At 66.1% G+C, this 25,948-nt stretch carries 26 protein-coding genes; 8 read left to right on the forward strand and 18 right to left on the reverse strand.

Features of this window, described 5'->3' with window-relative positions; genetic code table 11:
• The first annotated feature begins 19 nt into the window (after positions 1-19).
• The gene (locus FIU85_RS04205) at positions 20-1,603 is read left to right on the forward strand and encodes a Ppx/GppA family phosphatase (protein WP_152491932.1); all 1,584 of its coding nucleotides are present in this window, start codon (positions 20-22) and stop codon (positions 1,601-1,603) included.
• A 24-nt stretch (positions 1,604-1,627) separates the two neighbouring features.
• Here the strand turns inward: FIU85_RS04205 and FIU85_RS04210 are convergent, their stop codons facing one another.
• Genes FIU85_RS04210 through FIU85_RS04245 form a run of 8 tightly spaced genes read right to left on the reverse strand, consistent with a single transcriptional unit; the run spans position 1,628 to position 8,396 of the window.
• A complete protein-coding gene (locus tag FIU85_RS04210; protein ID WP_152495966.1) occupies positions 1,628-1,990 on the reverse strand; it encodes a hypothetical protein in 363 nt (120 codons plus the stop codon).
• 31 nt (positions 1,991-2,021) lie between these two features.
• Positions 2,022-3,059 carry an endonuclease/exonuclease/phosphatase family protein gene (locus FIU85_RS04215; RefSeq protein ID WP_152495967.1) on the reverse strand — a complete coding sequence of 346 codons (1,038 nt, stop codon included), beginning with the start codon at positions 3,057-3,059 and terminating at the stop codon, positions 2,022-2,024.
• Between the two features lie 3 nt (positions 3,060-3,062).
• Positions 3,063-3,743: a molecular chaperone DjiA gene (locus FIU85_RS04220; protein WP_152495968.1), complete on the reverse strand. Its 681-nt coding sequence runs from the start codon at positions 3,741-3,743 to the stop codon at positions 3,063-3,065.
• A gap of 10 nt (positions 3,744-3,753) precedes the next feature.
• Positions 3,754-4,263: a GNAT family N-acetyltransferase gene (locus FIU85_RS04225; protein ID WP_152495969.1), complete on the reverse strand. Its 510-nt coding sequence runs from the start codon at positions 4,261-4,263 to the stop codon at positions 3,754-3,756.
• Positions 4,260-4,871 (reverse strand): VOC family protein, encoded by a 612-nt coding sequence (locus FIU85_RS04230; RefSeq protein WP_152495970.1) that lies wholly within the window; start codon positions 4,869-4,871, stop codon positions 4,260-4,262. Before FIU85_RS04230 ends, FIU85_RS04225 begins: the two co-directional genes overlap by 4 nt.
• Positions 4,872-4,874: 3 nt before the next feature.
• Positions 4,875-5,357: an MAPEG family protein gene (locus tag FIU85_RS04235; RefSeq protein ID WP_152495971.1), complete on the reverse strand. Its 483-nt coding sequence runs from the start codon at positions 5,355-5,357 to the stop codon at positions 4,875-4,877.
• Positions 5,357-7,489: a methylmalonyl-CoA mutase gene (scpA, locus tag FIU85_RS04240; RefSeq protein ID WP_152495972.1), complete on the reverse strand. Its 2,133-nt coding sequence runs from the start codon at positions 7,487-7,489 to the stop codon at positions 5,357-5,359. Before scpA ends, FIU85_RS04235 begins: the two co-directional genes overlap by 1 nt.
• Positions 7,461-8,396: a hypothetical protein gene (locus tag FIU85_RS04245; protein WP_152495973.1), complete on the reverse strand. Its 936-nt coding sequence runs from the start codon at positions 8,394-8,396 to the stop codon at positions 7,461-7,463. The genes scpA and FIU85_RS04245 overlap by 29 nt, the downstream gene beginning before the upstream one ends.
• A 175-nt stretch (positions 8,397-8,571) precedes the next feature.
• Between FIU85_RS04245 and FIU85_RS04250 the strand changes: the two genes are divergently transcribed.
• On the forward strand, positions 8,572-9,027 hold the full coding sequence (locus tag FIU85_RS04250; RefSeq protein ID WP_152495974.1) for a DUF4174 domain-containing protein: 456 nt from the start codon (positions 8,572-8,574) through the stop codon (positions 9,025-9,027).
• A gap of 13 nt (positions 9,028-9,040) precedes the next feature.
• Here FIU85_RS04250 and FIU85_RS04255 read toward each other — a convergent pair whose 3' ends face one another.
• The 9 genes from FIU85_RS04255 to FIU85_RS04290 form a co-directional block, all read right to left on the reverse strand.
• The gene (locus FIU85_RS04255) at positions 9,041-9,556 is read right to left on the reverse strand and encodes a hypothetical protein (RefSeq protein WP_152495975.1); all 516 of its coding nucleotides are present in this window, start codon (positions 9,554-9,556) and stop codon (positions 9,041-9,043) included.
• Positions 9,557-9,560: 4 nt separating this feature from the next.
• A complete protein-coding gene (locus tag FIU85_RS04260) occupies positions 9,561-11,606 on the reverse strand; it encodes an acetyl/propionyl/methylcrotonyl-CoA carboxylase subunit alpha (protein ID WP_152495976.1) in 2,046 nt (681 codons plus the stop codon).
• A 134-nt stretch (positions 11,607-11,740) separates the two neighbouring features.
• Positions 11,741-11,950, reverse strand: coding sequence for a hypothetical protein (locus tag FIU85_RS04265; protein ID WP_152495977.1), 210 nt, complete (start codon positions 11,948-11,950; stop codon positions 11,741-11,743).
• Positions 11,951-12,323: 373 nt separating this feature from the next.
• Positions 12,324-12,683 carry a hypothetical protein gene (locus FIU85_RS04270; RefSeq protein ID WP_152495978.1) on the reverse strand — a complete coding sequence of 120 codons (360 nt, stop codon included), beginning with the start codon at positions 12,681-12,683 and terminating at the stop codon, positions 12,324-12,326.
• 105 nt (positions 12,684-12,788) lie between these two features.
• Positions 12,789-12,935 carry a hypothetical protein gene (locus FIU85_RS21905; RefSeq protein WP_172978052.1) on the reverse strand — a complete coding sequence of 49 codons (147 nt, stop codon included), beginning with the start codon at positions 12,933-12,935 and terminating at the stop codon, positions 12,789-12,791.
• 214 nt (positions 12,936-13,149) lie between these two features.
• Positions 13,150-13,554 carry a DUF6497 family protein gene (locus FIU85_RS04275; protein WP_254703000.1) on the reverse strand — a complete coding sequence of 135 codons (405 nt, stop codon included), beginning with the start codon at positions 13,552-13,554 and terminating at the stop codon, positions 13,150-13,152.
• Positions 13,551-13,883 (reverse strand): hypothetical protein, encoded by a 333-nt coding sequence (locus tag FIU85_RS04280; protein WP_152495979.1) that lies wholly within the window; start codon positions 13,881-13,883, stop codon positions 13,551-13,553. The genes FIU85_RS04275 and FIU85_RS04280 overlap by 4 nt, the downstream gene beginning before the upstream one ends.
• Positions 13,884-13,955: 72 nt before the next feature.
• Positions 13,956-15,488: an acyl-CoA carboxylase subunit beta gene (locus FIU85_RS04285; protein WP_152491917.1), complete on the reverse strand. Its 1,533-nt coding sequence runs from the start codon at positions 15,486-15,488 to the stop codon at positions 13,956-13,958.
• Between the two features lie 196 nt (positions 15,489-15,684).
• Positions 15,685-16,440 carry a hypothetical protein gene (locus FIU85_RS04290; RefSeq protein ID WP_172978793.1) on the reverse strand — a complete coding sequence of 252 codons (756 nt, stop codon included), beginning with the start codon at positions 16,438-16,440 and terminating at the stop codon, positions 15,685-15,687.
• Positions 16,441-16,693: 253 nt separating this feature from the next.
• Here FIU85_RS04290 and FIU85_RS04295 point away from each other — a divergent pair, with 253 nt between their 5' ends.
• Positions 16,694-17,908 (forward strand): multidrug effflux MFS transporter, encoded by a 1,215-nt coding sequence (locus FIU85_RS04295; protein ID WP_152495981.1) that lies wholly within the window; start codon positions 16,694-16,696, stop codon positions 17,906-17,908.
• 71 nt (positions 17,909-17,979) lie between these two features.
• Complete coding sequence (locus FIU85_RS04300) at positions 17,980-19,380, forward strand: short-chain fatty acyl-CoA regulator family protein (RefSeq protein WP_152495982.1); 1,401 nt, start codon at positions 17,980-17,982, stop codon at positions 19,378-19,380.
• 146 nt (positions 19,381-19,526) lie between these two features.
• Here the strand turns inward: FIU85_RS04300 and FIU85_RS04305 are convergent, their stop codons facing one another.
• Positions 19,527-21,083, reverse strand: a complete 1,557-nt coding sequence (locus FIU85_RS04305; protein WP_152495983.1) for an ABC transporter substrate-binding protein — start codon at positions 21,081-21,083, stop codon at positions 19,527-19,529.
• A 315-nt stretch (positions 21,084-21,398) separates the two neighbouring features.
• Between FIU85_RS04305 and betI the strand changes: the two genes are divergently transcribed.
• The 4 genes from betI (at position 21,399) to betA (ending at position 25,921) form a co-directional block, all read left to right on the forward strand.
• Entirely contained in the window at positions 21,399-21,974 is a 576-nt protein-coding gene (gene betI, locus FIU85_RS04310; RefSeq protein WP_152498175.1) for a transcriptional regulator BetI, read from the forward strand.
• The gene (betC, locus tag FIU85_RS04315) at positions 21,971-23,485 is read left to right on the forward strand and encodes a choline-sulfatase (protein WP_152495984.1); all 1,515 of its coding nucleotides are present in this window, start codon (positions 21,971-21,973) and stop codon (positions 23,483-23,485) included. Before betI ends, betC begins: the two co-directional genes overlap by 4 nt.
• On the forward strand, positions 23,485-24,132 hold the full coding sequence (locus FIU85_RS04320) for a glutathione S-transferase family protein (RefSeq protein ID WP_152498176.1): 648 nt from the start codon (positions 23,485-23,487) through the stop codon (positions 24,130-24,132). Before betC ends, FIU85_RS04320 begins: the two co-directional genes overlap by 1 nt.
• Before the next feature lie 133 nt (positions 24,133-24,265).
• Complete coding sequence (gene betA / locus FIU85_RS04325) at positions 24,266-25,921, forward strand: choline dehydrogenase (RefSeq protein ID WP_152495985.1); 1,656 nt, start codon at positions 24,266-24,268, stop codon at positions 25,919-25,921.
• The last annotated feature ends 27 nt before the right edge of the window (positions 25,922-25,948 follow it).

Here is a 25,948-nt window from a genome sequence, read left to right on the forward strand (position 1 = left end):
AGACCAAGCCGGGGATGTCATGGACGGCACGACCGATCCCGAACACAGCGAATGGGGCCCTTTCGGGCGCCCGCTTTTCGACAAGGACGCGGCCAAGGCGCTCAGCCGCGTGGGCGTGGTCGACGTCGGATCGAACTCCGTCCGCATGGTGGTGTTCGACGGCGCCGCCCGCAGCCCGGCCTATTTTTACAACGAGAAAATCATGTGCGGCCTGGGCCAGGGCCTCTCTGAAACCGGCCGCCTGAACCCCGAGGGCCGCGAACGCGCGCTCGCGGCCATGAAACGTTTTGCCCGGCTGGCCGAGAACATGGGCACCGGCCCGCTCACAGCCGTCGCCACCGCCGCCGTGCGCGAGGCCACCGACGGCGACGCCTTCCGCGAAGAGATCGAACGCGAGACCGGCGTCCACCTCTGGGTCATCGACGGCCCCGAAGAGGCCCGCCTCTCGGCCCAGGGCGTGCTTCTGGGCTGGCCCGGCTCCTACGGGCTGGTCTGCGACATCGGCGGCTCCTCCATGGAACTGGCCGAAATCAACGGCGGCCAGGTCGGCAAGCGCCTGACCTCGCGCCTCGGCCCCTTCTCGCTGCAGGAGGTCAAGGGCGGCAAGAAGGCCCGCAAGGCCTATATCAAGGACACGCTCGAGCGGATGCACGACCAGCTGGGCGAACAGAAGAACCGCCTGTTCCTCGTCGGCGGCTCGTGGCGCGCCATCGCCAAGATCGACATGGAACGCCGCGGCTATCCCCTCCACGTCCTGCACGAATACCGCATGACCCCCAAGGACGTGCGCAAGACCGCCGATTACATCGCCAAGAACGACGCCGAGGAGCTGCGCAACCGCGCCGGCGTCTCGTCCCAGCGCATGGCGCTGGTGCCCGACGCCGCCGAGGTGCTGCGCCGCCTGGTCAAGACCTTCGGCCCCCGCGACATCGCCGTCTCCAGCTATGGCATCCGCGAGGGGCTCTTGTACGAACAAATGCCCCAGCAGCTGCGCGACCGCGATCCCCTGATCGAGGCCTGCCGCTTTGCCGAGGCCAAGGATGCCCGCCTGCCCGGTTATGGCCGCGCCATCTATCACTTCGTCGAACCGCTCTTCCGCAGCGCCCGCCCCGACAAGCTGCGCATCATCCGCGCCGCCTGCCTCTTGCACGACGTCAGCTGGCGCTCGCATCCCGACTACCGCGCCGAGGATTGCTTCGACAACGCCACCCGCGCCAACCTCGGGGGGCTGAAGCATTCCGAACGGGTGTTCCTGGGCCTCGCCCTCCTGCACCGCTATTCCAACAAGCGCGAGGGCACCCGGTTCGAGAAACTGGCCGAACTGCTGGACGAGCGCGGCCAGCACCAGGCCGAGGTCTTGGGCAAGGCCATGCGCTTTGCCGCGATGTTCTGGCTACGGGCCGACACCCAGCTGGGCGAGCTGACCTGGCATCCCAAGAAGAAACAGCTGATCCTGCGCCTGACCGAAGAGGCCGTGCCGCTTTACGGAGAGGTGGCGCAAACGCGCCTCGCCTCGCTCGCCGATACGCTGGGTGCGGAATTCGACGTCAAGCTGCTGCGCCCGCGCCGCGCAAGGGCCACGCCGGGCAAGTCCCCGGGCTGATCGAAACGCCAGCGGCGCGCCGCCTCAGATCTCGATTTCCTCGCCCGGGTCGATTTCCTCTTCCAGCGGGGTCTTGCGGCGGATGATGATGTCGCCATTGGGCATTATCTCGGGCGCATGGTAATTGCTCAGATCGTCGATCTGCCCCATCAGGTCGGCAAAGGCCGGGCCCATTTCCTCGACGAAACTGCGCAAGGCCGGCTGCATCTCCTTCGCCATCCCCTCGATGTCGCGCATCGCCGGTTCCATCTCGCGCATGATGCCTTCCATGAACATCTGCGCCCCCCGCTCCATCAGGGAAAAACCTTCGTCCTCTTCCTCCTGCGCCAGTGCGGGCGCGGCGGCAAGGGACAGCGACAGGGCGGCGATGGGCATGATCCGTTTCATGACCCCAATATAGCGCGTCCCGGTGACGATTTTAAGATGTCAGGTCGATATCCAGCGTCACCGGAAAGTGATCCGACGCCGCCAAGAGCGCGTCGCGCAACTCCGGCGCCTTCCAGCACCCCGGGTCCTCGAACGGGTGCCATATCCGCCATTTCGGCCCCATCGCCCGCAACCCCCTGGAAATCATGATGTAATCCAGAAGCGCCTGCAAATACCGCCCCTCGTCCTTCAGATAGAACCGCGCCGAACTGTGCTGCGCGCCGATCCGCTGGTTCAGCGCCCGCCGCGCGTGCGGATCGTAAAGCCGCATCTCGCCCGGCTCGGCCCCGCCCATGATCACCTCGATCGACGAACGCCCAAAGAGGTTCTCGTACTCGTCCAGCCCCGGCCCGTCGTTCAGATCGCCCAACAGCATCAGATGCTCGCCCGCTTCCAGATGCGCGCGGATGCGCTTGCGCAGCCACACCGCCTGCGCCTGCTGCTTGCGCCGGTTGGCAATGGACAGCCGCATCACCTCGTCCCGCGTGGTGGCCCCGTGCGGCGCCTTCGACTTCAGATGCGCCCCGATCATGCGAAAGCCGAACCCGCCCTTCACCTCCACCGCCACTTCCAGCGGCGGCTTCGAGAACACCACCAGATCCTCGGTCGCGTCGATATCGAGGTCGATGCGGAACACGCCATCGAACCGCGGCGCCTCGCTCGACCCTTTCTTGCCGGTCTCCTCGCCCCTGGGATCATGCCGGCACGTCATCACGTCCGGGTCGTACAGCAGCGCGATCTCCTGCTGGGTGTCGTTGACGAACCCCATCAGCGCCTTGCGCGCCCGCAGATCCATCATCTTGGCGAACCCTTCCAGAGCTTTCACGGTGTCGCGCTTGCTGCCACTGTCCGGCGCCTCGATCACCATCACCGCGTCGGCATCCATCGCCGAGAACACCACGCCCAAGGCGGCCAGCTGATCGCCCCGCGTCACGCCGTACCGCGCCGATGGCCCGTCATCGTCCAACACCCGGTCATGGGCGTCGAACAGCGCGTTGAACCACTCGACGTTATAGGTGGCGATGCGCATCGGTCAGGCCGCCTCGCGCTGGATCTGCTCCCACGCGTCATTGACGTCGGTCAGCCGCTTCTCGGCCAGCTTGATCGCCTCCTGCGGCACGCCCCGCGCCACCATCCGGTCGGGATGCATCTCGCGCACCTTCGCGCGCCAGACCTTGCGGATCTCGGGCAAGGGCGTTTCCGGCGTCACCCCCAGCACCGCATAAGGGTCCGGGCTGGCATCCGGCACGAAGCGGCTTCTGAGCGTGTTGAACTCCCGCTCCGGCAGGCCGAAAATCGTCGCCACCTCCGACAGGAACACATCCTCGGCCGGATGATAGACACCGTCGGCCACCGCGATGTGAAACAGCCCTTCCAGAAGGTCGTTCAGGGTTGCCGCGTCGTCGCCGAACATCGTCTTGATCCGACGTGCATATTCCTCGAATCCCGCCACGTCCTGCCGCGCGAGGTTGAAAACCTTCGCAGCCCCCGCCTCGTCGTCGCTGGCGATCAGGAACACCTCGCGGAACGCCGTCACCTCGTCGCGCGTCACCTGGCCGTCCGCCTTGGCCATCTTCGCCCCCAGCGCGATCACCGCGATGGCAAAGGCCACCGTCCGCTCCGGCGGCGTGCGCAGCCGGTCGAACACGCTGGTCAGCGGCTCGCCACTGGCCAGCGCCGACAGCGCTTCGGATATGCGACTCCAGATCGACATGGGCCGCAACCTAAGACGTGCGGCCCCCGGGGGACAGGAGTTTCTGCATCAACACAAGGTCGATCCGCCGCCCGAATTTCAGCCCGGCCTGCGCCACGCGCCCCACCTCGACAAACCCGATCCTGCGATGAAACGCGATCCCGCCCGCATTCTCGGCACTAATCCCGCCGATCAGCGAATGCACGCCGCGCGCCCGCGCGTGGTCCTCCAGCGCGTCCATCAGCGCCCGGCCCACCCCGTTGCCCTCGGCCCCGGGGCGCAGCAGCACCGTATGCTCCAGCGTCTCGCGATAGCCCGATCCGTTGCGGTACGGCCCATAGGTGGCATAGCCCAGCAGCCCGCCCGCGTTCTCGGCCACCAGGAACCCGTGCCCGGCCTCGTCGCGCGTCTTCACGGCCAAGGCGATTTCCAGCACGGTCTTCTCGTCTTCGGTGAAACTGACCGTCGTCTCGCGGATGTAATGATTGACGATCCCGGCCAGCGCCTTTGCATCGCCCGCCTCCGCCGCCCGGATCTTCATGCCAGCACGCACGCCCCGCGCGGCGTGGTCAACTCGGCCCGCAGGCCCGCCGCGCCGGTCTCATAGACCACCCGCGCGTCGCTCAGCACCGGCGCCAGCGCATCCTCCAGCGCATCGGCCTCCGGGTGCGTCACCACCAGACGGTCCAGCCGGCAGCCCGACGCCGGCAACATCTGCGCCGGGTGCTGCGCGCACTGCCATTCGATCACCGCCGGAAAAAGGTTGTCCCACGGAAGCCGCCCGCCCTGCGGCACCGCCATCTGCCAGCGCAGGTCACCGCGCGCCAGCGGCACCGGCACGCCCGCCTGCGGGAACCGCTCCACGACGCCCCCCAGGTCCGGCGTGTTGCAGATCCAGTTCGTCGGTCTCGGCCGCCCCCCAAAGCGATCCAGATCGAACCACCGCGCATACTCCGGCGCGGGTGCCTCGGGATCCACCGCGATCACCTCTAGGTAAAGCCCATCCTCAAGCCCCAGCAGCATGTTATGCGTCCCGAAATGCGCGTGCTGCCCGCCGGGCCGCAGCGCCACGCCCAGCGCCTCCTCGGCATAGGCGCGGCCCGCCTCCAGCGTCTCGGCCGCCACCGCGAAATGATCCAGTTTCAGCATCGCTTACCCCACTGTCAGCCGCCACAGCACCCAAAGCGCCGCCAGCACCGTGGGATAGAACGTCGCCGCGAATCCGAACGCCCGCAAGGGCGGCGCCACGTGATACCCCACCCAGAACGCCACTCGCGCCACGGCAAAGCCGATTCCCAGCGCCAGCACGGTGCCCGCGCCCAGGAAAAACCCCACCAGCGGCCAGATGCACAGCGCCAGCACCACCTGCTCGACCGTGTTCTGCAAGACCTTGGCGTCGATCGCAGCCTTGCCGGTCAACGCCTGCCCGTCGATTGCCGCGTCGCTATTGAACCGCCGCTGCGCCAGCACGCCGATCATCAGCGCCAGCACCACCCCGGGGCCAAAAGCCGCGCCCATCAGCGTCGGCTGCATCATCGCCATTGGCACCGGGATCTGGCGTCCGATCGACAGAACGGCCACGGCCCACACCAGCCCCGCCGCCATGCCGATCAGGATCTTGGGCCGCTTTCGCATCAGGCCGCCCGCGCCTCGCGGATCAGCTTCAGGATATCCTGCGCCGCCTCGGGGATGTTGGTGCCGGGCCCGAAAATGGCCTTCACGCCCACGCCCTTCAGAAACTCGTAATCCTGCTGCGGAATGACCCCGCCGCAGATCACGATGATATCGCCCGCGTCCTTTTCCTTCAGCGCGTCAATGAGCTGCGGCGCCAGCGTCTTGTGCCCCGCCGCCTGGCTGGAAATGCCAATCACGTGCACATCGTTGTCGATGGCATCCTGCGCCGCCTCGTCCGGCGTCTGGAAAAGCGGGCCCACGTCCACGTCAAACCCGATATCGGCGAATGCCGTCGCGATCACCTTGGCGCCCCGGTCATGGCCGTCCTGCCCCATCTTGACGACCAACATCCGGGGCCGCCGCCCCTCGTCCTCGGCAAAGGCCTCGACCGATTTCTGGATCGCGGCAAAGCCCTCGTCGCCCTCGTAGGCCTTGCCATAGACGCCCGCCAGCGTCTTCACCTCGGCGCGGTGCCGTCCGAATTCCTTTTCCATGGCCATGCTGATTTCCCCCACAGTCGCCCTTGCCCGCGCCGCTTCCACCGCGGCCTCCAACAGGTTGCCGCCCTCCTTGGCGCGGCGCGTCAGTTCATCCAGCGCCTTGGTGCAGGCGTCCTCGTCGCGTTCCGCGCGGATGCGCTCCAGTGCCTCGACCTGCCCCTTGCGCACCTTGACGTTGTCCACGTCCAGGATGTCGATCGGGTCTTCCTTGTCCTTGCGGTACTTGTTGACGCCGACGATAACCTCGTCGCCCCGGTCGATCATCGCCTGCCGGGTCGCGGCACTTTCCTCGATACGCAGCTTGGGCATGCCGCTGGCCACCGCCTTGGTCATGCCGCCCATCTCCTCGACCTCTTCCATCAACTCCCAGGCCTTTTCGGCCAGCTCGGCGGTCAGGCTCTCGACGTAGTAGGACCCCGCCAGCGGATCGACCACCGCTGTCACGCCGGTCTCTTCCTGCAGGATCAGCTGCGTGTTCCGCGCGATCCGCGCGCTGAAATCCGTGGGCAGCGCGATGGCTTCGTCCAGCGCGTTGGTGTGCAGGCTCTGCGTGCCGCCCAGCACCGCGCTCATCGCCTCATAGGCGGTGCGCACCACGTTGTTGTAAGGGTCCTGCTCCTGCAACGAAACACCGCTGGTCTGGCAATGGGTCCGCAGCATCTTCGAGCGGTCGTTCGTCGCCCCGAATTCCGTCATGATCCGGTGCCACAGCAGGCGCGCCGCCCGCAGCTTCGCCGCCTCCATGAAGAAATTCATGCCGATGGCGAAAAAGAACGACAGCCGCCCGGCAAAGCGGTCCACGTCCATCCCCGCCTCGATCGCGGCCTTCACGTATTCACGCCCATCGGCCAGCGTATAGGCCAGCTCCTGCACCAGGTTCGCGCCGGCCTCCTGCATGTGATAGCCGGAAATGCTGATCGAGTTGAAGCGCGGCATCTCGTTCGCCGTGAACTCGATGATGTCGCTGACGATCCGCATGCTGGGCTCGGGCGGATAGATATAGGTGTTGCGCACCATGAACTCTTTCAGGATGTCGTTCTGGATCGTGCCCGACAGCACGCTGCGGTCGTGCCCCTGTTCCTCGCCCGCGACGATGAAGCTGGCCAGCACCGGGATCACCGCGCCGTTCATGGTCATCGAGACGCTCACCTGGTCCAGCGGGATGCCGTCGAACAGCACCTTCATGTCCTCGACGCTGTCGATGGCCACGCCCGCCTTGCCCACGTCGCCCACCACGCGCGGGTGGTCGCTGTCGTAACCGCGATGCGTCGCCAGGTCGAAAGCCACCGAGACGCCCTGCTGCCCGGCGGCCAGGTTGCGGCGGTAGAAGGCGTTCGATTCCTCGGCCGTCGAGAACCCGGCATATTGCCGGATCGTCCAGGGGCGCCCGGCATACATCGTGGCCTTCACGCCCCGGGTGAACGGCGCCTGTCCGGGGATGGTGCCAAGGTGGTCCATCCCCTCGACATCATCCTCGGTATAGAGCGGCTTGACGTCGATTCCCTCCAGGGTCTTCCACGTCAGGTCCTCCAGCGGGCGCCCCTTCAGCTCGCCTTCCGCGATCTTACGCCAATCGTCGGTCTTCGATCCCATCGTCTTGTCCTCTTTTCCTCTGGTCCGGGCGCGGGGTTGTCCCCGTCTTGACCGGGCCGGTTTCCTCTGTCAGCTGCGCCAATCCCTCCGCCCCGGCACGCAGCCAGAACAGATCATCGGCATAGGCTTCGCGCATGTCGCGCAGGGCGGTGTCGTCGAACGGTTGCCACTTGTCCGCCCCTTCGGGCAGTCGCGCGGGGTCGCCGCCTCGCTCGCCCACGATCCGGCGCAACTGGCCCAGGCCGGGGCCCTGGTTCCTCCAGTCCCGCGCATGGGCGCGCGGCATCGCGCCAAGCCCGGTCATGTGTTCCAGCACCCGCTCGGGCAGTCCGCCGAAGATCTCGTAGGGCATCACGCTCAGCTCCACCCCCGGCAAGGCGCAGGCCACGTCCAGCACCACGTCCCGCCACAGCCGGGGCGCGGCCGTCAGCGCCTCCAGCGCGGCACGGTCCGGCACCCTGTTGCCGCGCGCGATGCTGTAGGACACGACCGACGCCCAGAACGCGTCATGACTGCGGACCGTCAGGTGCGCCCGCGTCACCTGGCCGTCGAAGGCATGGGCAAAGCGCGCCAGGCGCTGGCCGATATCGGGATAAAGCCGCCCCTGCCGCAGGCAGCGGCGCGGCGCCCCGATCATGTTCTCGTCGCTGATCACCAGCACCTTGGCCCCGGCCCTGCGTTCGCGGGCGATGTTGATCGCCACCCTCGCGCGGGCGCGGTCCAGCTGCTCCTGCGGCGGGCGCGCGCTCTCGATCGGTATCACCCCGGTCAGCAGACCGTCACGCGTCTGTTTCGGCCCCCAGACGGCAATGCCCATCCGCCCCAGCGCCGCCCGGTTCGCCGCCAGATAGGCCTGGAACGTGGTGGTGGCCGTCCGGTGAGCCCCGATATGCAGAACAACGTCCATGATCCCGCGCCTTTCCCGTGCGGCCCGCGGCCTGCGGGCGATCGACCTTGCGTCGCGCCAGCCTGCACCGCGGGACCTGACCACGGGATTAACGGTAAAATTTTCGCGGGCCTGCGGCCAAACGGCCTTCGCATTCGGCGCGTCGGGCCTTATATCTGGTCCAGCAGGAGGCCCAATGCGCAAGCTGATCGTTCTTTCTTTTCTGGCACTTACGTCGATATCACTCGTCGCGGGCACGGCCCGCGCGACCGACGGATCGCCGGAGGACGGGATCATACTTGACGGCGAAAGCGTCGATTTGAACGAATTTCTCTGGATAAAGCGCCCTATCGTCGTCTTTGCCGACAACGCCTCGGACCCGCGCTTCATCGAACAGATGAACTTCATCACCGACCGGCTGGACGATCTGGACCGGCGCGATGTCGTGGTGCTGACCGACACCGACCCCTCCGCCGACAGCGACCTGCGCCGCAGGTTGCGGCCGCGCGGCTTCATGCTGGCGCTCATCGGCAAGGACGGCAAGGTCGAGCTGCGCAAACCAGCGCCGTGGAGCGTGCGCGAGCTGTCCCGCGCCATCGACAAGATGCCCATACGGCAGCAGGAAATCCGCGACCGGCTCAGCGGCAACTGATCCCGCGCAGCGTTCATGTCCGCTCTCCCGCCGCGACCACCAGAACCCGGTTGGCGCGGTCCATCAGCATCAGCGTGCCGTCGGTCGTCTCATAGGCCAGCACGGTGTCCGGGCGCATCAGCAGGCGGCGGAACTCCACCCCCACCTTGCCGTCCATGCAAGGCCGCGCCTCCAGCCCCGCACGGCGCATCTGCATCCCGAACGTGCGCTGCGTGTTGACCGCGTCCACCATCGCCGCATCCGGCGTCATATCGGGGTCGTCCAGCGCCGCCACGCCCCGGCGGGGCAGCGCGCGCAGCATGTCGGGCACATTGCGCTCCACGGGCACCGCGGCCCCGATATCGGCGCTCACCAGCCGGAACGCCGCCGCGGCACAGCGCGCCCTGGACGAAAACGCCAGCGTCTCGCCCAAGGCGAACCACGGCGACAGCCGCGCGCGCATCGACGCCTCGTCATCGCGCGCGCAGGCCCCCAGAAGGACCGCGCCCGCCATCGCCGCCGGCAGGATATGAGGACCGCGCAGGGTCACCGCGTCATTCGAACTCCATGATCACGTCATCCACCGCCAGGCTGTCGCCCGGTCCGGCGTTGATCTTCGTCACCACGGCCTTCTTCTCGGCCCGCAGGATGTTCTCCATCTTCATCGCCTCGACGGTGCAGAGCGCCTGGCCTTCCTGCACCTCGTCGCCCTCCTGAACGTTCACACTGACGATCAGGCCCGGCATCGGGCACAGCAGCATCTTGGATGTATCAGCGGCAAGTTTCTCGGGCATTAACAGCGCCAGTTCCGCCTGCCGAGGCGTGCGCACATGCACCTTCAGGTCCGCGCCCCGATTGCGGATGCGGAACCCGCCCGACACCTTGCCGACCTTCAGCACCACCGTCTCGCCATCCACGTCCAGCACCGCCAGCGCGTCGCCCGGCGTCCAGTCGCTCGACACCCGGTGCGTGGCGCCATCCTCGAAGGTCACCGTGGCGCCACCGCGATCGGCGGCAACGCTGACCTCGTAACTGATGCCTTGCAGGCTGACCACCCAGTCGTCGCCCACCTTGCGCTCGTGGTTGTCCATCCGGCCCGACACCCGCGTGCGCCGGATTTCCGCAACCCGGTGCATCGCCGCGCAACCGGCCGCGATCCGCCGCAGCGCCGCCTCCTCCAGCTCCACGCCCTCGAACCCGTCCGGGTACTCCTCGGCGATGAAGGCCGTGGTCATGTCGCCCGACACGAACTTGGGGTGGTCCATCACCGCGCTCAGGAACGGCAGGTTATGCCCGATCCCTTCCAACTCGAAGCTGTCCAGCGCCACGCGCATCGCCTCGATCGCCGCGCCCCGGTCGGGCGCCCACGTACACAGCTTCGCGATCATCGGGTCGTAATACATGCTGATCTCGCCGCCTTCATAGACGCCGGTATCATTGCGCACCGCCGTCTCGCCGGCCTCGGCCTCGTCCTGCCACTTGCCCTTGTCCAGCAAGGGACCAGCCGCCACCTCCACCGGCGGGCGATAGCGCACCAGCCGCCCGATCGAGGGCAGGAAGTTCCGGTAAGGATCCTCCGCATAAAGCCGGCTTTCCATCGCCCAGCCCGTCAGCGTGATATCATCCTGGCTCAGCGACAGCTTTTCGCCCGCTGCCACGCGGATCATCTGCTCCACCAGGTCCACGCCGGTAATCAGCTCGGTCACCGGATGCTCCACCTGAAGCCGCGTGTTCATCTCGAGGAAATAGAAGTTCTTGTCGCCATCCACGATGAACTCCACCGTGCCCGCGCTGGAATAGCCCACCGCATGGGCCAGCGCCAGGGCCTGCTCGCCCATCGCCTTGCGGGTTTCGGCGTCCAGAAACGGGCTCGGCGCCTCCTCGATCACCTTCTGGTTCCGCCGCTGGATCGAGCATTCCCGCTCGCCCAGGTACACCCCGTTGCCGTGGCTGTCGCACAGCACCTGGATCTCGATATGGCGCGGTTGCGTCACGAATTTCTCGATGAACATCCGGTCGTCGCCGAAACTGCTCGCCGCCTCGTTCTTCGACGCCTGGAACCCCTCGCGCACCTCTTCGGCATTCCACGCGATCCGCATCCCCTTGCCGCCGCCGCCCGCGCTGGCTTTCAGCATCACCGGAAAGCCGATCTCTTCCGAGATCTTCAGCGCCTCCTCGGCGTCCTCGATCAGGCCCATGTGACCCGGCACCGTGTTCACATCCGCCTCGGCGGCGATCTTCTTCGAGGTAATCTTGTCGCCCATCGCCTCGATGGCCTTCTTGGGCGGCCCGATAAAGGCCACGCCGGCGGCTTCCAACGCCTCGGCGAACTTGGGGTTTTCCGACAGGAAGCCATAGCCGGGATGCACCGCCTCGGCGCCGGTCTGGCGGATGGCCTCCATCACCTTGTCGATGACGATATAGCTTTCCGACGCGGGCGGCGGGCCGATATGCACCGCCTCGTCGGCCATTTCCACATGCAGCGCATGGGCGTCGGCGTCCGAGTAAATCGCCACCGTCTGAATGCCCATCTTGCGCGCCGTCTTGATGACGCGGCAGGCGATCTCGCCCCGGTTGGCGATCAGGATTTTCTTGAACATCTCACGTCCCCTTCAGTCTTGCCCGCCCCGGCGAGCCTGCCGGACGGGGATGATACGAAAAAACCACCGCCCCGCTGGCGCGAGGGGTGGTTTCATGCAGGTTGAGCCGCCCGGTGAAGGGCGCGGAATTCAGGCTACAGGCATTTGTCCGGGTAGACCTGGCAGAACGCCACGTTGCCCGCGGCCCCCACCGCCGCCCCGGTAAGCAGTGATCCTCCCACGACGGCCGCCGCGCCGGTGCCCGCGGCCCCGCCGAACAGCGCCTGTTCCGGCACGGTGTCGCCGCAGGCCGCCAGGAAAACCGGAAGGCACAGGAAGAGAGGAAGGGATTTACGGAACTGCATCGGATGTCGCCTCGCGCGTCTTGTTCTGAATTGCGTTCACTCAACGCCAGTTCCGCGGCGGAATCAAAGCCCGTCCTCCGGCGCCGGGAGATTTGGGCGCAACCTCGCCTATCCGCGTAAGGCTTTGACTCGCACGTAAAAAAGGGCGGCCTCTGCAAAAATGCATAAGGCCGCCCATCAGGGGAAGGGTAACGGTTTAGACGGTATGTCTCGGCCCATTGGGGGAAGGCCGCCACTACGATAGTGACGGTGCACGCAATCTGGCATTGCGCCAACCCCCAAGTCTCATCCTGCGGGTGATCGGCTGCAATTCGCGTGAATCCGCGCGTCGTCGGCAAAAACGTGCCCAAATAAAGGACCGGAGCTGCGCCAATCATGCCGGCCCTCCCTCCTCGAACGCATCCGGAAAGGCGCGCCTTGCCGCCGCCACGTCCAGCACCAGCAGCGCTTCGTAGCTTTCCGAATCGAACGGGTCCTCGGCCGGCAGCACTTCGCGACCGTAAAGCCAGCTCAGCCGCCCGGCATCCAGGTTGCCCCGCTCGAAGGGCTGATCGCCGAAAGCCTCCCACAGGGCACGGACAAAGGCGGTGTCGGCGCGCTTGTCGGCCGGACGCCGGTCGCGATAGCGCTCGCGCCGCACGATGGCGGTGGCGCCCTTGGGGTTGGCGCGGCGAATGGTGAACTGGAAATCGCTGCCGGGCAGACGACCCGGAAAGCCGCGGTGCTTGATCATGACCCGCCTCCGCAACCGCGCAGGGACCGCCGGGTCTCGCCGTCCATCAAGACAGAGTGGATCAGGACAGGCCCGAGGGCCTGCCCCTGTCGTGCGTTCGGGTGCTTACTTGAGCTTGCCGGTATAGGTCGGCTCGACCGAGATCGGCTCCGGATCGACCACGACGAATTCTTCTTCTTGCTGCTGCTGACCGCAGGCTGCCACGATGGCAACCAGACCAACCGCGAGGATGCTCTTGATGCTGTTCGACATGTTTGTCTCCTGTCTCTGTACTCCAGCACATGGCGCGCCAAACGCCCCATCTGCCCCTCGTTCGAGGAATGGGTCACGGATATGTAACCAAGTGTGACAATAGCGGAATCCGTCAACGTTTCATATCTGCCCGGCGCGATCCCGCCTGCCTGTGTCTGGAAAGCCTCAAACCCGCGCAGGGCCGCGCTTTGATCCGCAACATATTGTGTATTCATCAGAACAGCTCCAAGATACAGGTTGCGTCCTTGACCGAGAAACTCTCGAAAATCTGCGTCACATCGGGGTCGAACCGGCCGAATTCCGACGGCCTGTCGGCCACCGAGATCACCACCCTGTCGGGCGGGCTTTCCCCAGGCGCCAGACGTGGCAGGGCATAGTCGTTGCACAGGTATTCAAGGTCCGCGGTCTGCACCTCGAAATCCTCGGTGCCGGTGAAATCCTCCGCCACGAAGCGGAAGCGCACCGTCATGCCCATCGCCGCCTCGCCGGTGATGGTCTCCTGCAATTCCGCCTCCAGCCCCGATGGCAGGACAAGACGCTCCTCCTCTTGCGCCTCGCCCTGCTCTGGGGCGGCCAGCGCCATCAGCGCGGCCAGCGCCCCTGCCAACATCCCCTTCATCGCGCCCACCTCGTCCAGCGCGCCACATGGCGCGGATCGGCCAAGAGCCCCGCGACGGTCTCCTCCAGCCGGGCGCGGTCATGCCGCCCCTCGACCTGCCCGCCCGCGGTCAGCGTCACGCCATCCTCGGCCTCCACGACCCTGACGACCGGCGCAAACCCCCGCACGTTTTTCAAGGCGCGCCACAGGTCCTGCCGCACCTGTTGCGCCAGCGCCAGCTTGCGCAGCGGGCCAAAGCGCGCCTCGGCGCTCACGTCGAACCGCACCGGCACCCGCCGCGCCACGGTCACCGCGCCTGTCTCGCGCAGGATATGAAACCCCCGGCTCATCTCAATTCGTACCTTCGACCAATCTCGTAGGGCGGGGTTCACCCCGCCGCCCATGGCGGGATAAATCCCGCCCTACAACGGAATATTGTCGTGCTTCTTCCACGGCAGCTTGCGCTTCTTGTTGCGCAGCGCCGCAAAGGCCCGGCTCACCCGCTTGCGCGTGCTGCGCGGCTGGATCACCTCGTCGATAAACCCGCGCTCCGCCGCCACGAAGGGGTTGGCGAACCGCTCCTCGTAATCCGCCGTGTGCTTGGCGATCTTCTCGTCATCGCCCAGGTCGCCCCGGTGGATGATCTCCGTCGCCCCCTTGGCGCCCATCACCGCGATCTCCGACGTGGGCCAGGCATAGTTGATGTCGCCCCGCAGATGCTTGGAACTCATCACCACGTAAGCCCCGCCATAAGCCTTGCGCGTGATCACCGTCACCTTAGGCACCGTCGCCTCGCCATAGGCAAAGAGCAGCTTCGCCCCGTGCTTGATGACGCCGTTATGCTCCTGACTGGTGCCGGGCAGGAAGCCGGGCACGTCGACAAAGGTCAGGATCGGGATCTCGAAACAGTCGCAGAACCGCACGAACCGCGCCGCCTTGCGGCTCGAGTCGATGTCCAGGCACCCGGCCAACACCATCGGCTGGTTCGCCACCACGCCCACCGTGCGGCCCTCCAAGCGAATGAACCCGGTGACCATGTTCTTGGCAAAATCCTCCTGGATCTCGTAGAAATCGCCCTCGTCGGCGACCTTCACGATCAACTCCTTCATGTCGTAGGGCATGTTGGGGTTGTCCGGGATCAGCGTATCCAGGCTCGTCTCGGCGCGGTCCGGGTCGTCGAAGAACGGGCGCACCGGCACCGGCTCGCGGTTGTTCAGCGGCAGGAAGTCCACCAGCCGCCGCACCTCGGCCATCGCCTCCACGTCGTTCTCGAAGGCCGCATCGGCGACCGAGGATTTTTTCGTGTGGGTCGACGCCCCGCCCAGTTCCTCCGCCGTCACCTGCTCGTTGGTCACGGTCTTGACCACGTCGGGGCCGGTCACGAACATGTAGGAGCTGTCGCGCACCATGAAGATGAAGTCGGTCATCGCGGGCGAATAGACCGCGCCCCCCGCGCAGGGCCCGGTGATGACGCTGATCTGCGGCACCACGCCCGACGCCTCGATATTGCGCTGGAACACCTCGCCATAGCCCGCCAGAGAATCCACGCCTTCCTGGATCCGCGCCCCGCCCGAGTCGTTGATGCCGATCACGGGCGCGCCGTTCTGCATCGCCATGTCCATGATCTTGCAGATCTTCATCGCGTGGGTATGCGACACCGACCCGCCCAGCACGGTGAAATCCTGGCTGAACACGTAGACTTGCCGACCGTTGATGGTCCCCCAGCCGGTCACCACGCCGTCGCCATAGGGCCGGTTCTTCTCCATCCCGAAATCGGTACAGCGATGGGCCACGAACATGTCGAACTCTTCGAAACTGTCCTCGTCCAGCAACAGGTCGATCCGCTCCCGCGCGGTCAGCTTGCCTTTCTCGTGCTGTGCGTCGATCCGCTTCTGCCCGCCGCCCAGCCGCGCATTGCCGCGGCGCGTGTCCAGTTCCTGAAGGATATCTTTCATCGAGGCCCCCTTGATTTGCTGGCGCGACCCTACCGGCTGCGCGCACCCCATCCAAGAGGATTTCCGCAAATTTGCCAAATCCCGCGAAGCGCTGCCTGCTAACTTGCAAAACTGCAAACCGTCCGCTCCGTCAGCAACCCGCCCGGCATCTTTCCGGTCGCGATGCACGACCCCTGTCGCTCGCACGGCACGCCGATCACTTTGTATAGCCGCCCTCGCCGAAGGCCGCCGGATCGAGAATGGCAAGACAGGCATAGTCACTGTCATACACGCCCAGTTTCTGGCAGACGTGCCGTGACACCATGTTGTCGGACCGCACCCCGGTATAGAATTCCTCGACACCGAATTGCGCGTGCATGATGCACGCCACCATCGCCCCCAGATACAGCGACAGGCCCTGGCCGCGATCTTCTGCGCGCGTCGCAAGCATGCCCCACCACGCGGCCTGTCCGAAGCGGCTGTCGGAATGATTGCGCATGCAGGCCCCCGCGCAGGCCGCAACACCTCCGTCCGGGGCTTCGAGGCAGAAGTAAGCCGCCTTGCGCAACTGCCCGAACAGAACGGGCGTCATGGGTGGCAACACACCGCAGGCCGATGCGGTCTGTTCAAGCGCGTCGAGAATGGACGCCGGCGTCTCCGGTCCGACCCGGTGCAGACGGTACCGATCCGGCACGGCAAATCCCTCAAGGAAGTCCGCGCAACGGGACAAACAGTTCCGCCCTCCCATGAACTGGTCCCATCTGTCATTCGCCAGACCCAGGCGCGCATAGTCCTCGGCAAATCGCGCTTCGCGGGATTTCGGAACATAATGGTTGACCGTGGCCCCCTGCAGCCAGGCAAGCGCGGCCACCTTGTGGGTCTCGGCAAACTCGGGCGCGTCGATCCCCCACATACGGCCTTCGGTGCCGAAGTCAGGATCGTCCTCCAGCAAGAAAGAAAGCTGAAAGGCCATCTTTTGCATGCGCTTCTGCGCATCCGTCCCGAAATATCTTGGGAACATGGAATACCTGTCCCGATCGAATAACCTTGGGGACATGCTGCTCCGGCGACGCGCGTTTATCAAGGGTCCGCACCGCGCCCGCCTTTGAGCCGGGCCATGGAGATCCACTGCAAACGTGCCGGCCCCGGCCGCCCGTTCCCGGAAATCACCCGGCGGACTCCGCCCCATCTGGACATCCCCCGCACTCCGGGATAGCGCCTTTGCCATGCCCACAGTTCGCCTCCTCGACCGCACGACTCCGCCGCACATCTTTACCCTGATCGTGCTGGCGGGGATCTCGACACTGGCGCTCAACATCTTCCTGCCGTCCCTGCCCGGCATGACCGCCTATTTCGAGACGGATTACGGCGTGATGCAACTCGCCGTCGCCGGATACCTTGGCATCAACGCCATCCTGCAACTGCTGATCGGCCCCATCTCAGACCGCGTCGGGCGCCGCCCGGTGATCCTTGGCGGGCTGGTGATCTTCCTGCTGGCGACACTGGGCTGCCTGATGTCCACGAATATCTGGGTCTTCCTGATCTTCCGCATGTTCCAGGGCGGCATCGTCGCCGCCATGGTCCTGTCGCGCGCCGTGGTGCGCGACATGGTGCCCGCCGACCGGGCCGCCTCGATGATCGGCTACGTTACCATGGGCATGTCCGTCGTGCCCATGATCGGCCCGGCCATCGGCGGGATGCTCGACGCCGCCTTCGGCTGGCACGGCAGCTTCTGGGCGCTCTTCGCCATGGGCGCGGCCGTGCTCTGGCTGGTTTGGACCGACCTTGGGGAGACCGCCCCGCTGGAAGGCCGCACCTTCGGCGACCAGTTCGCAGAATACCCCGAGCTGTTCACCTCCTACCGTTTCTGGGGCTACGCGCTTGCCGCCGCCCTCTCCTCTGGTGCCTTCTTCGCTTATCTCGGCGGCGCGCCCTTCGTGGGCACAGAGGTCTTCGGCATGACACCCTCGGAGCTTGGCCTCTTCTTCGGCGCCCCCGCCGTGGGCTATTTCACCGGCAATTTCCTGTCGGGCCGCTTCTCCACCCGGATCGGCATCAACCGCATGGTGTTCTACGGCGCGCTCGCCAACGCCATCGGCCACGCCGTCAACCTCGCCACGCTCTATGCCGGGGTCAGCACGCCCTACACGTTCTTCGGCCTGATGACCCTGATGGGCTTGGGCAACGGCATGACAATCCCCAACGCCACCGCCGGCGCATTGTCCGTGCGCCCCAGCCTCGCCGGCACCGCCAGTGGCCTTGCCGGCTTCCTGATGATCGGCGGCGGCGCGGGCCTCTCGGCGCTGGCCGGCGCCCTGCTCGGACCCGGCACCGGGGCCTTCCCGCTGGTGTGGCTGATGCTGCTGACGGCGCTTGGCGGCATTCTCGCCATCACCCTGGTCATCCTGCGCGAACGGCAGGTGGGCGTGCCCTCGATCTGAACACCGCCCTTGCGCATATGGCTTTGCAAACCTAAACCTGCGCCCACGCAAACCTGCAAAGCGAGCCGCCCATGGCCACTCAGAAACTCTATGCCGGCGCCAAGCTGCGCGAAACGCGCCAGCGCCTCGCCCTGACGCAAAAGGATTTCGCCGCCAAGCTCGGCGTCTCCCTGCCCTATCTGAACCAGATGGAGAACAACAACCGCCCGGTCTCCACCACGGTGATCCTGGCGCTGGCGCAGGAATTCGGCTTCGACGTCACGGAACTGGCCACCGGCGACGCCGAACGGCTGGTGACCGACATGCGCGAGGCGCTGGCCGACGCCGTCTTCGCCGACGACATCCCCGGCCTCAGCGACCTGCGCCTGACGGCCTCCAACGCCCCCGCCATGGCCCGCGCCTTTCTCGAACTGCACCGCGCCTACCGCGACACCCACGAACGCCTCGCCTCCCTCGACGAGGCGCTGGGGCGCGAGGATGCCCGCCCCCAGACCTCCCCCTGGGACGAGGTGCGCGACTTCTTCCATTACTGCGACAACTACATCGACGCCGTCGACCGCGCGGCCGAGCATTTCGCCGGCCCCGCCTCCGGCCCCCGCCGCATCACCGAGCTGGCCGAGGCGCGGCTGGACACGCTCGGCATAAAGGTGGTGGACAGCGACGACGCGCGCCTGCGCCACTACGACCGTGACGCGCGGATCCTCTATCTCTCGAACCACGCCGAACCCGAGACACGCCGCTTTCAACTCCTCCTGCAAGTTGCCCTGCTGACACAGGAAAAGCTGATCGAGGCCACGCTCGACCTCGCCCGGTTCCAGTCCCCCGCCGCGCGCGACATCGCCAAGATCGGTCTGGCCAATTACTTCGCCGGGGCCGCGCTGATGCCCTACACCGCCTTCCTGCAAGCGGCGCAGGAGCACCGCCACGACCTCGAACGCCTCGCCACCCGCTTCGGCGCGTCGATCGAACAGGTCTGCCACCGCCTGTCGACCCTGCAACGCCCCGGCGCCAAGGGCGTGCCCTTCTTCTTCGTCCGCGTCGACCAGGCCGGCACGATCACCAAGCGCCACTCCGCCACGCGCCTGCAATTCGCCCGCTTCGGCGGGGCCTGCCCTCTCTGGAACGTGCACCGCGCATTCGAGACCCCCGGCCGCTTCCTGCGCCAGCTGGCCGAAACGCCCGACGGTGTGCGCTACATCAGTCTCGCGCGCGACGTCTCCAAGCGCGGCGGGCACTTTGGCGCACCCGTCCGCCGCTTCGCCATCGCCCTGGGCTGCGAGGTGAAACACGCCGACGCGCTAGTCTATGCCGACGATCTCGACCTAACGCTCTCGCAAGCCTACGAGCCCATCGGAATCTCCTGCCGCATCTGCGAGCGCACCCACTGCCACCAACGCTCCGTGCCGCCCCTGGAACGCCGCTTGCAAGTCACCCCAGACGAACGTGGAGTCTTACCCTACAAGGTCGGATAGCCGTGCGATGGCACCAAGATACACCCGTCCCGGACTTGATCCGGGACCTCTCGCGTAGGGTGGGTTTCCAACTCACCTCCCTCCGCCAAAAGAAAAACCCCCGGCCAAACCGGGGGTCCTCCAAATCTCACGAATAAACCCGAATATCAGGCCATCCACCAGCGCTCCATCCAGCGCTCGCCGTCCATGTCCCAGTTCGACGCCATCTCGCCATGCGCGACCTTGTCGCCCACCGCAAAGACGTAATTGGCGAACATCGGGATCACCACGCCGCCCTGGTTGGCCACCAGGTCCTGCATCTCGTAATACATCTCCCGGCGCTTGTCCTCGTCCAGCTCGGCACGGGCCTTGACCAGCAGTTCCTCGAACCGGTCATTGCACCAGAAGCTGTCGTTCCACGCCGCCCCGCACTGATAGGCCGTGGCGAACATCTGGTCCTCGACAGGCCGGCCACCCCAGTAAACGGCGGTGAAGGGCTTCTTCATCCACACGTCCGACCAGTAGCCATCCTTCGGTTCGCGCACCACGTTGATGTTGATGCCCGCTTCCTTGGCCGACGCCTGGTACAGGATCGCCGCATCCACCGCGCCGCCGAACGCCGCATCCGACGACGACAGGTTGATGTCGATGCTGTCCATCCCCGCTTCTTTCAGGAAGAACTTCGCCTTGTCGGGGTCATAGGTCTTCTGCTCAAGCTCGGAGTTGAAGAACCGCTGCCCCTGCCCGATCGGATGGTCGTTGCCGACCGAGCCGTAGCCGAACAGGATCTTCTCTACCAGCTCCTCGCGGTTGATTCCCCATTTCAGGGCCTGACGGATGTTGTTGTCTGTATAGGGATCGGTGTTGGTGGACATTGCGAAGGTGTAATGCTGCGTGCCCGCCACCGACTCGATGGTCACGCCGGGGTTGCGGCCCAAAAGGCCCGCAGCCTTCAGGTCGACCCGGTCGATCGCCTGCACGTCGCCCGAGACCAGCGCCGTCGTGCGCGCGTTCTGGTCTACCACAGCCAGCATCTCGACCGTGTCGAACCAGGCCACGTCGTCGCGCCAATGGTTCGGGTTGCGCTCGAACTGGCTGCTGACACCGGCGTTGAAGTTCTTCAGGACATAACTGCCGCAGCCATTGCCCGACTGCCAGTCGATGCCGTCCTCCGTCGCCGGGCATATCACCAGGTGATAATCCGACAGGATGAAAGGAAAGTCGGCGTTGCCGCCATCCAGCGTGAACACGACCGTGTCGTCACCCTCGGTCTTGACGTCCGTGATCGGCGCCACGATCGGCCCCGCGGCCGAGGTCGAATCCTCGCCGCGGTGGTGGTTGATCGACGCGACCACGTCATCGACGGTCAGTGACTTGCCGTCGTGGAACGTCACACCCTGGCGGATCTTGAACCGCCACTCGCTGGCATCCTCGGACGCTTCCCAGCTTTCGGCCAGTTCCGGCACCAGCGACCCGTCGGGCGCCACTTCCGTCAGACGGCCGTGAATGCCGAAGCCCAAGGCCAGCATGTAACCGTTCTCCCACTGGCCGGGGTCCAGCGTGTCCGTCGTCTGTCCGTGGCCCTTGGCCACGCGCAGGTCACCGCCGCGCTTTGGCGTGCTCTGGGCAAAGGACGCCCCTGGCAGACCCGCCGCGACACCCGCCGCGACCGTGGTTTTCAGAAATCCGCGACGGTCCAGAAGTCCGCCTTTGATCAATGACATGTCATGTTCTCCCTTGTTGACACGATACTCTGTTATGCTCTGCGCATGACGCGCGTATGTCCGGGGCCGCCAATTTCAGGGTTGGCGTCAAAAGCCTCTTGGCTGCGCTGAGATCCCTCGGCGTGGCCCGAAAACGACATCCCGGCAACCTTAGACGCCACGTGCGACCCCGTGCAACGCGAAAGCTTCGCCTCTCCCATTCTTGATCCCTATCCCCTGTTGACGCAGACAATACGTTTATTGATTGACGAGTCAATCAAAACTCAATACCGCATGGGGCCGTCAGTCACGGAGGACCAATTGCCCAAGATCGGAATGGAACCGATTCGACGCTCCGCGCTGGTCGAGGCCACGATCCATGAGATCGGCGCGCGCGGCTCGCTCGACGTCACCGTCAGCCAGATCGCCCGCCGCGCCGGCATGTCCTCGGCGCTGGCGCATCACTATTTCGGCTCCAAGGAACAGATCTTCGCCGCCGCCATGCGCCACATCCTCACCCTCTACGGGGCCGAGGTGCGCGGCGCGCTGATCATGGCCAAAACGCCCCGCCAACGGCTCGAGGCCATCATCCGCGCCAGCTTCGCGCCGGGCCAGTTCCGCGACGAGATGATCGCCGCCTGGCTCAATTTCTACGTCCAGGCCCAGAAATCCGACGAGGCGCGCCGCCTTCTGCATGTCTACCACCGCCGCCTGCGCTCGAACCTGCACCACGCCTTCCGCCAGCTTGCCCCGGCGGAAGACGCCCGCACCCTCACACGCGGTCTGGCCGCGATGATCGACGGCCTTTATATCCGGCAGGCGCTGCACAGCGCACCGCTCTCGGGCGAAACCGCCATCGGTGTGCTGTTGCACTACATCGACACCTCACTTCCCAAAGGCGCCCCCACATGACACGTCCCAACATCCTCATCTTCATGGTCGACCAGCTGAACGGAAAATTCTTCCCCAACGGCCCCGCCGACTGGCTGCACGCGCCCAACCTCAAGGCGCTGGCCGAACGGTCTACCCGCTTTCAGAACGCCTACACCGCCTCGCCGCTCTGCGCCCCCGGCCGCGCCAGCTACATGTCGGGCCTTCTACCCTCGCGCTCCCGCGTCTACGACAACGCCGCCGAGTTCTCCGCCGACATTCCCACCTACGCCCACCATCTTCGCCGCGCCGGCTACCAGACCTGCCTCTCGGGCAAGATGCATTTCGTCGGCCCCGACCAGCTTCACGGCTTCGAGGAACGCCTCACGACCGATATCTACCCCGCCGATTTCGGCTGGACGCCCGACTACCGCAAACCGGGCGAGCGGATCGACTGGTGGTACCACAACATGGGTTCGGTCACCGGCTCCGGCGTGGCCGAGATCTCCAACCAGATGGAATATGACGACGAGGTCGCCTACCACGCCACCCGCAAGGTCTATGACTACGGGCGCGGCCATGACGACCGCCCCTGGTGCCTGACGGTCAGCTTCACCCACCCGCACGACCCTTACGTGGCGCGCCGCAAATACTGGGATCTCTACGAGGGTTGCGAGCACCTCCTGCCCGACGTGCCCGCGATGGACTACGAGGATCACGACCCCCATTCGCAGCGCATTTTTGATGCCAACGACTGGCGCAGCTTCACCATCACCGACGAGGACATCCGCCGCTCCCGCCGCGCCTATTTCGCCAATATCTCCTATCTCGACGACAAGATCGGCGAGGTGATGGAGGCCCTGCGCGGCACGCGGCAAGAGGACGACACCATCATCCTCTTCGTCTCCGACCACGGCGACATGCTGGGCGAGCGCGGCCTGTGGTTCAAGATGTCCTTCTACGAGGGCTCGGCCCGCGTGCCCCTGATGATCTCCGCCCCAACGATGAAACCCGGCCTCGTCACCGAGCCGGTCAGCAATATCGACGTCTGCCCCACGCTCTGCGACCTCGCGGGCGTCGACATGTCCGAGGTCATGCCCTGGGTCGCCGGCGAAAGCCTGGTGCCAACGGGCCAAGGCTCGACCCGCAAAAGCCCCGTGGCGATGGAATACGCCGCCGAGGCCTCCTATTCTCCGCTGGTCTGCCTGCGCCACGAGCACTGGAAATACACCAACTGCGCGCTCGACCCCGAACAGCTCTTCGACCTCGACGCCGACCCCCTGGAACTCACCAACCTGGCCGAGGACCCCGCGCACAAATCCACCCTCGAGCGCTTCCGCGTCGAGGCCGCCGCCCGCTGGGATCTCGAGGCCTTCGACGCCCAGGTCCGCGAAAGCCAGGCCCGCCGCTGGGTCGTCTACGAAGCGCTGCGCCAGGGCGGCTATTACCCGTGGGACTACCAGCCCCTGCAAAAGGCGTCCGAGCGCTACATGCGCAACCACATGGATCTCAACGTGGTCGAGGAAAACGCCCGCTTCCCGAGGGGCGAATGATGCTCACCGTCTATGGTCGCGCCACCTCCTCGAACGTGCAACTGGTCATGTGGACCCTCGCCGAGCTTGGCCTCGACTGCGAGCGGCTCGACTACGGCCACGCCCATGGCGGCCTCGACACGCCTGAATTCGGCGCCATGAACCCGCACCGCAAGGTACCGGTCCTGCGCGACGGCGACCTCGTGGTGTGGGAAAGCACTGCAATCCTGCGCTACCTCGCGTCGCGCTACGGCGACGGCGGCGCCTTCTGGCCCGCCGACCCCGCCGGGCGCGCCCCTGTCGACATGTGGGCCGAATGGGCCAAGACCACGCTGGCGGCGAGCTTCACCCACCCCATCTTCTGGCCCCGCGTCCGCACCCCCGCCGCCGACCGCGACGAGGCCCGTCTCGCCGCCGCCATAACCGCTTTCGACGGGCACCTCGCGCGCCTCGCCGACCAGCTCGACGCACAGCCCTACATCTGCGGAGACCACTTCACCGCCGCCGACATCGTCGCGGGCCACCTGCTCTACCGCTGGTTCACCATCGACGTCCCCCGCGCCGCAAACCCGACGGTCGAGGCCTATTACAACCGCCTCACCGGGCGCCCCGCCTACCAAACCCACGTCATGGTCCCCTACGACACCCTGCGGGCCGAGGGCGCCTGATGCCTCTTCCTCTGGCCATAAATATCCCGGGGGGAGCGGCGAACCGCAGGTTCGCCGTGGGGGGCAGCGCCCCCCTCCTTCCGCGAGCGGGCAGCGCCCCGCTCCTTCGCCCACCATCCAAGCGAGGTCCCTGATGCAAGCCGATTACGTCATCGTCGGGGCCGGCAGCGCCGGCTGCGCCATGGCCTACCGCCTGTCCGAGGCGGGCCATTCCGTTCTGGTCATCGAACATGGCGGCACCGATGCCGGCCCCTTCATACAGATGCCCGGCGCGCTTTCCTACCCTATGAACATGAAGATGTATGACTGGGGCTACCGCACCGAGCCGGAACCCCACCTGAACAATCGCCGCCTCGCCGCCCCGCGCGGCAAGGTCATCGGCGGGTCCTCCTCGATCAACGGCATGGTCTACGTGCGCGGCCACGCCCGCGATTTCGACCATTGGCGCGACGAAGGCGCCACCGGCTGGGGCTATGCCGACGTCCTGCCCTATTACAAACGCCTGGAAAACTGGACGGACGCGGGCCATGGCGGCGACCCCGACTGGCGCGGCCATGACGGCCCCCTGCACGTCACCCGCGGCCAGATGGCCAACCCCCTCACCCGCGCCTTCATCGAGGCGGGCCGACAGGCGGGCTACCCGGTGACGCCCGACTATAACGGCGAACAGCAGGAAGGTTTCGCGCCCTTCGAGATGACCGTCCACAAGGGCCAGCGCTGGTCGGCCGCCAACGCCTATCTCAAGCCCGCGCTCAGATCGGGCAAATGCGACGTCATCCGCGGCCTTGCGGGCCGCGTCGTCTTCGAGGACGGCCGCGCCATCGGCGTCGAGGTCACCCGCAAGGGCCGTCAGGAAATCATCGGCGCGAATGCCGAGGTGATCCTCTCCGCCTCCGCCTTCAACTCGCCCAAGCTCCTGATGCTGTCGGGCATCGGCCCCGGCGCGCATCTCTCCGACCACGGCATCGACGTGATCGCCGACCGCCCCGGCGTCGGCGCCAACCTGCAGGACCATCTCGAGGTCTACGTCCAGATGGCCGCCTCCCAGCCGGTCAGCCTCTACAAATACTGGAACCTGCCGGGCAAGGCCCTCGTCGGCCTCACCTGGCTGCTGGGGCGCACCGGCCCTGGTGCCACCAACCAGTTCGAATCCTGTGGCTTCATCCGCTCCGCAGCGGGCGTCGACTATCCCGACCTGCAATTCCACTTTCTGCCCATCGCCGTGCGCTATGACGGCCAGGCGGCGGCCGAGGGCCACGGCTACCAGGCCCATGTCGGCCCCATGCGTTCCGAAAGCCGCGGGGCGGTCACCCTCAATTCCGGCGACCCCGCCGCGCCGCCCCGGATCTTCTTCAACTACATGAGCTGCGACAGCGATTGGCAGGATTTCCGCCGCGCCATCCGCCTCACGCGCGAGGTCTTTGCCCAGGACGCCTTCGCTCCGTTCTCGAAACACGAGATCCAGCCCGGCGCGGACATGCAGTCCGACGACCAGCTCGACGATTTCATCCGCGAACACGCCGAAAGCGCCTATCACCCCTGCGGCACCTGCCGCATGGGCCGGGCCGACGACCCGCGCAGCGTGGTCGACCCGCAAGGCCGCGTGATCGGCGTCGAGGGCCTGCGCGTCGCCGACAGTTCGGTCTTCCCGCGCATTCCCAACGGCAACCTCAACGCCCCCTCGATCATGGTGGGCGAGAAGATGGCCGATCACGTCCTCGACCGCTCGCTTCCGGCGGACAATGCCCAGGCCTGGATTCACCCAGAATGGCAGACCGCGCAACGCTGATCCTCGCGCCGGTTTGATCCGCATCAA

This window comes from Roseovarius sp. THAF8 (assembly GCF_009363735.1).
Classification (GTDB): Bacteria; Pseudomonadota; Alphaproteobacteria; order Rhodobacterales; family Rhodobacteraceae; genus Roseovarius.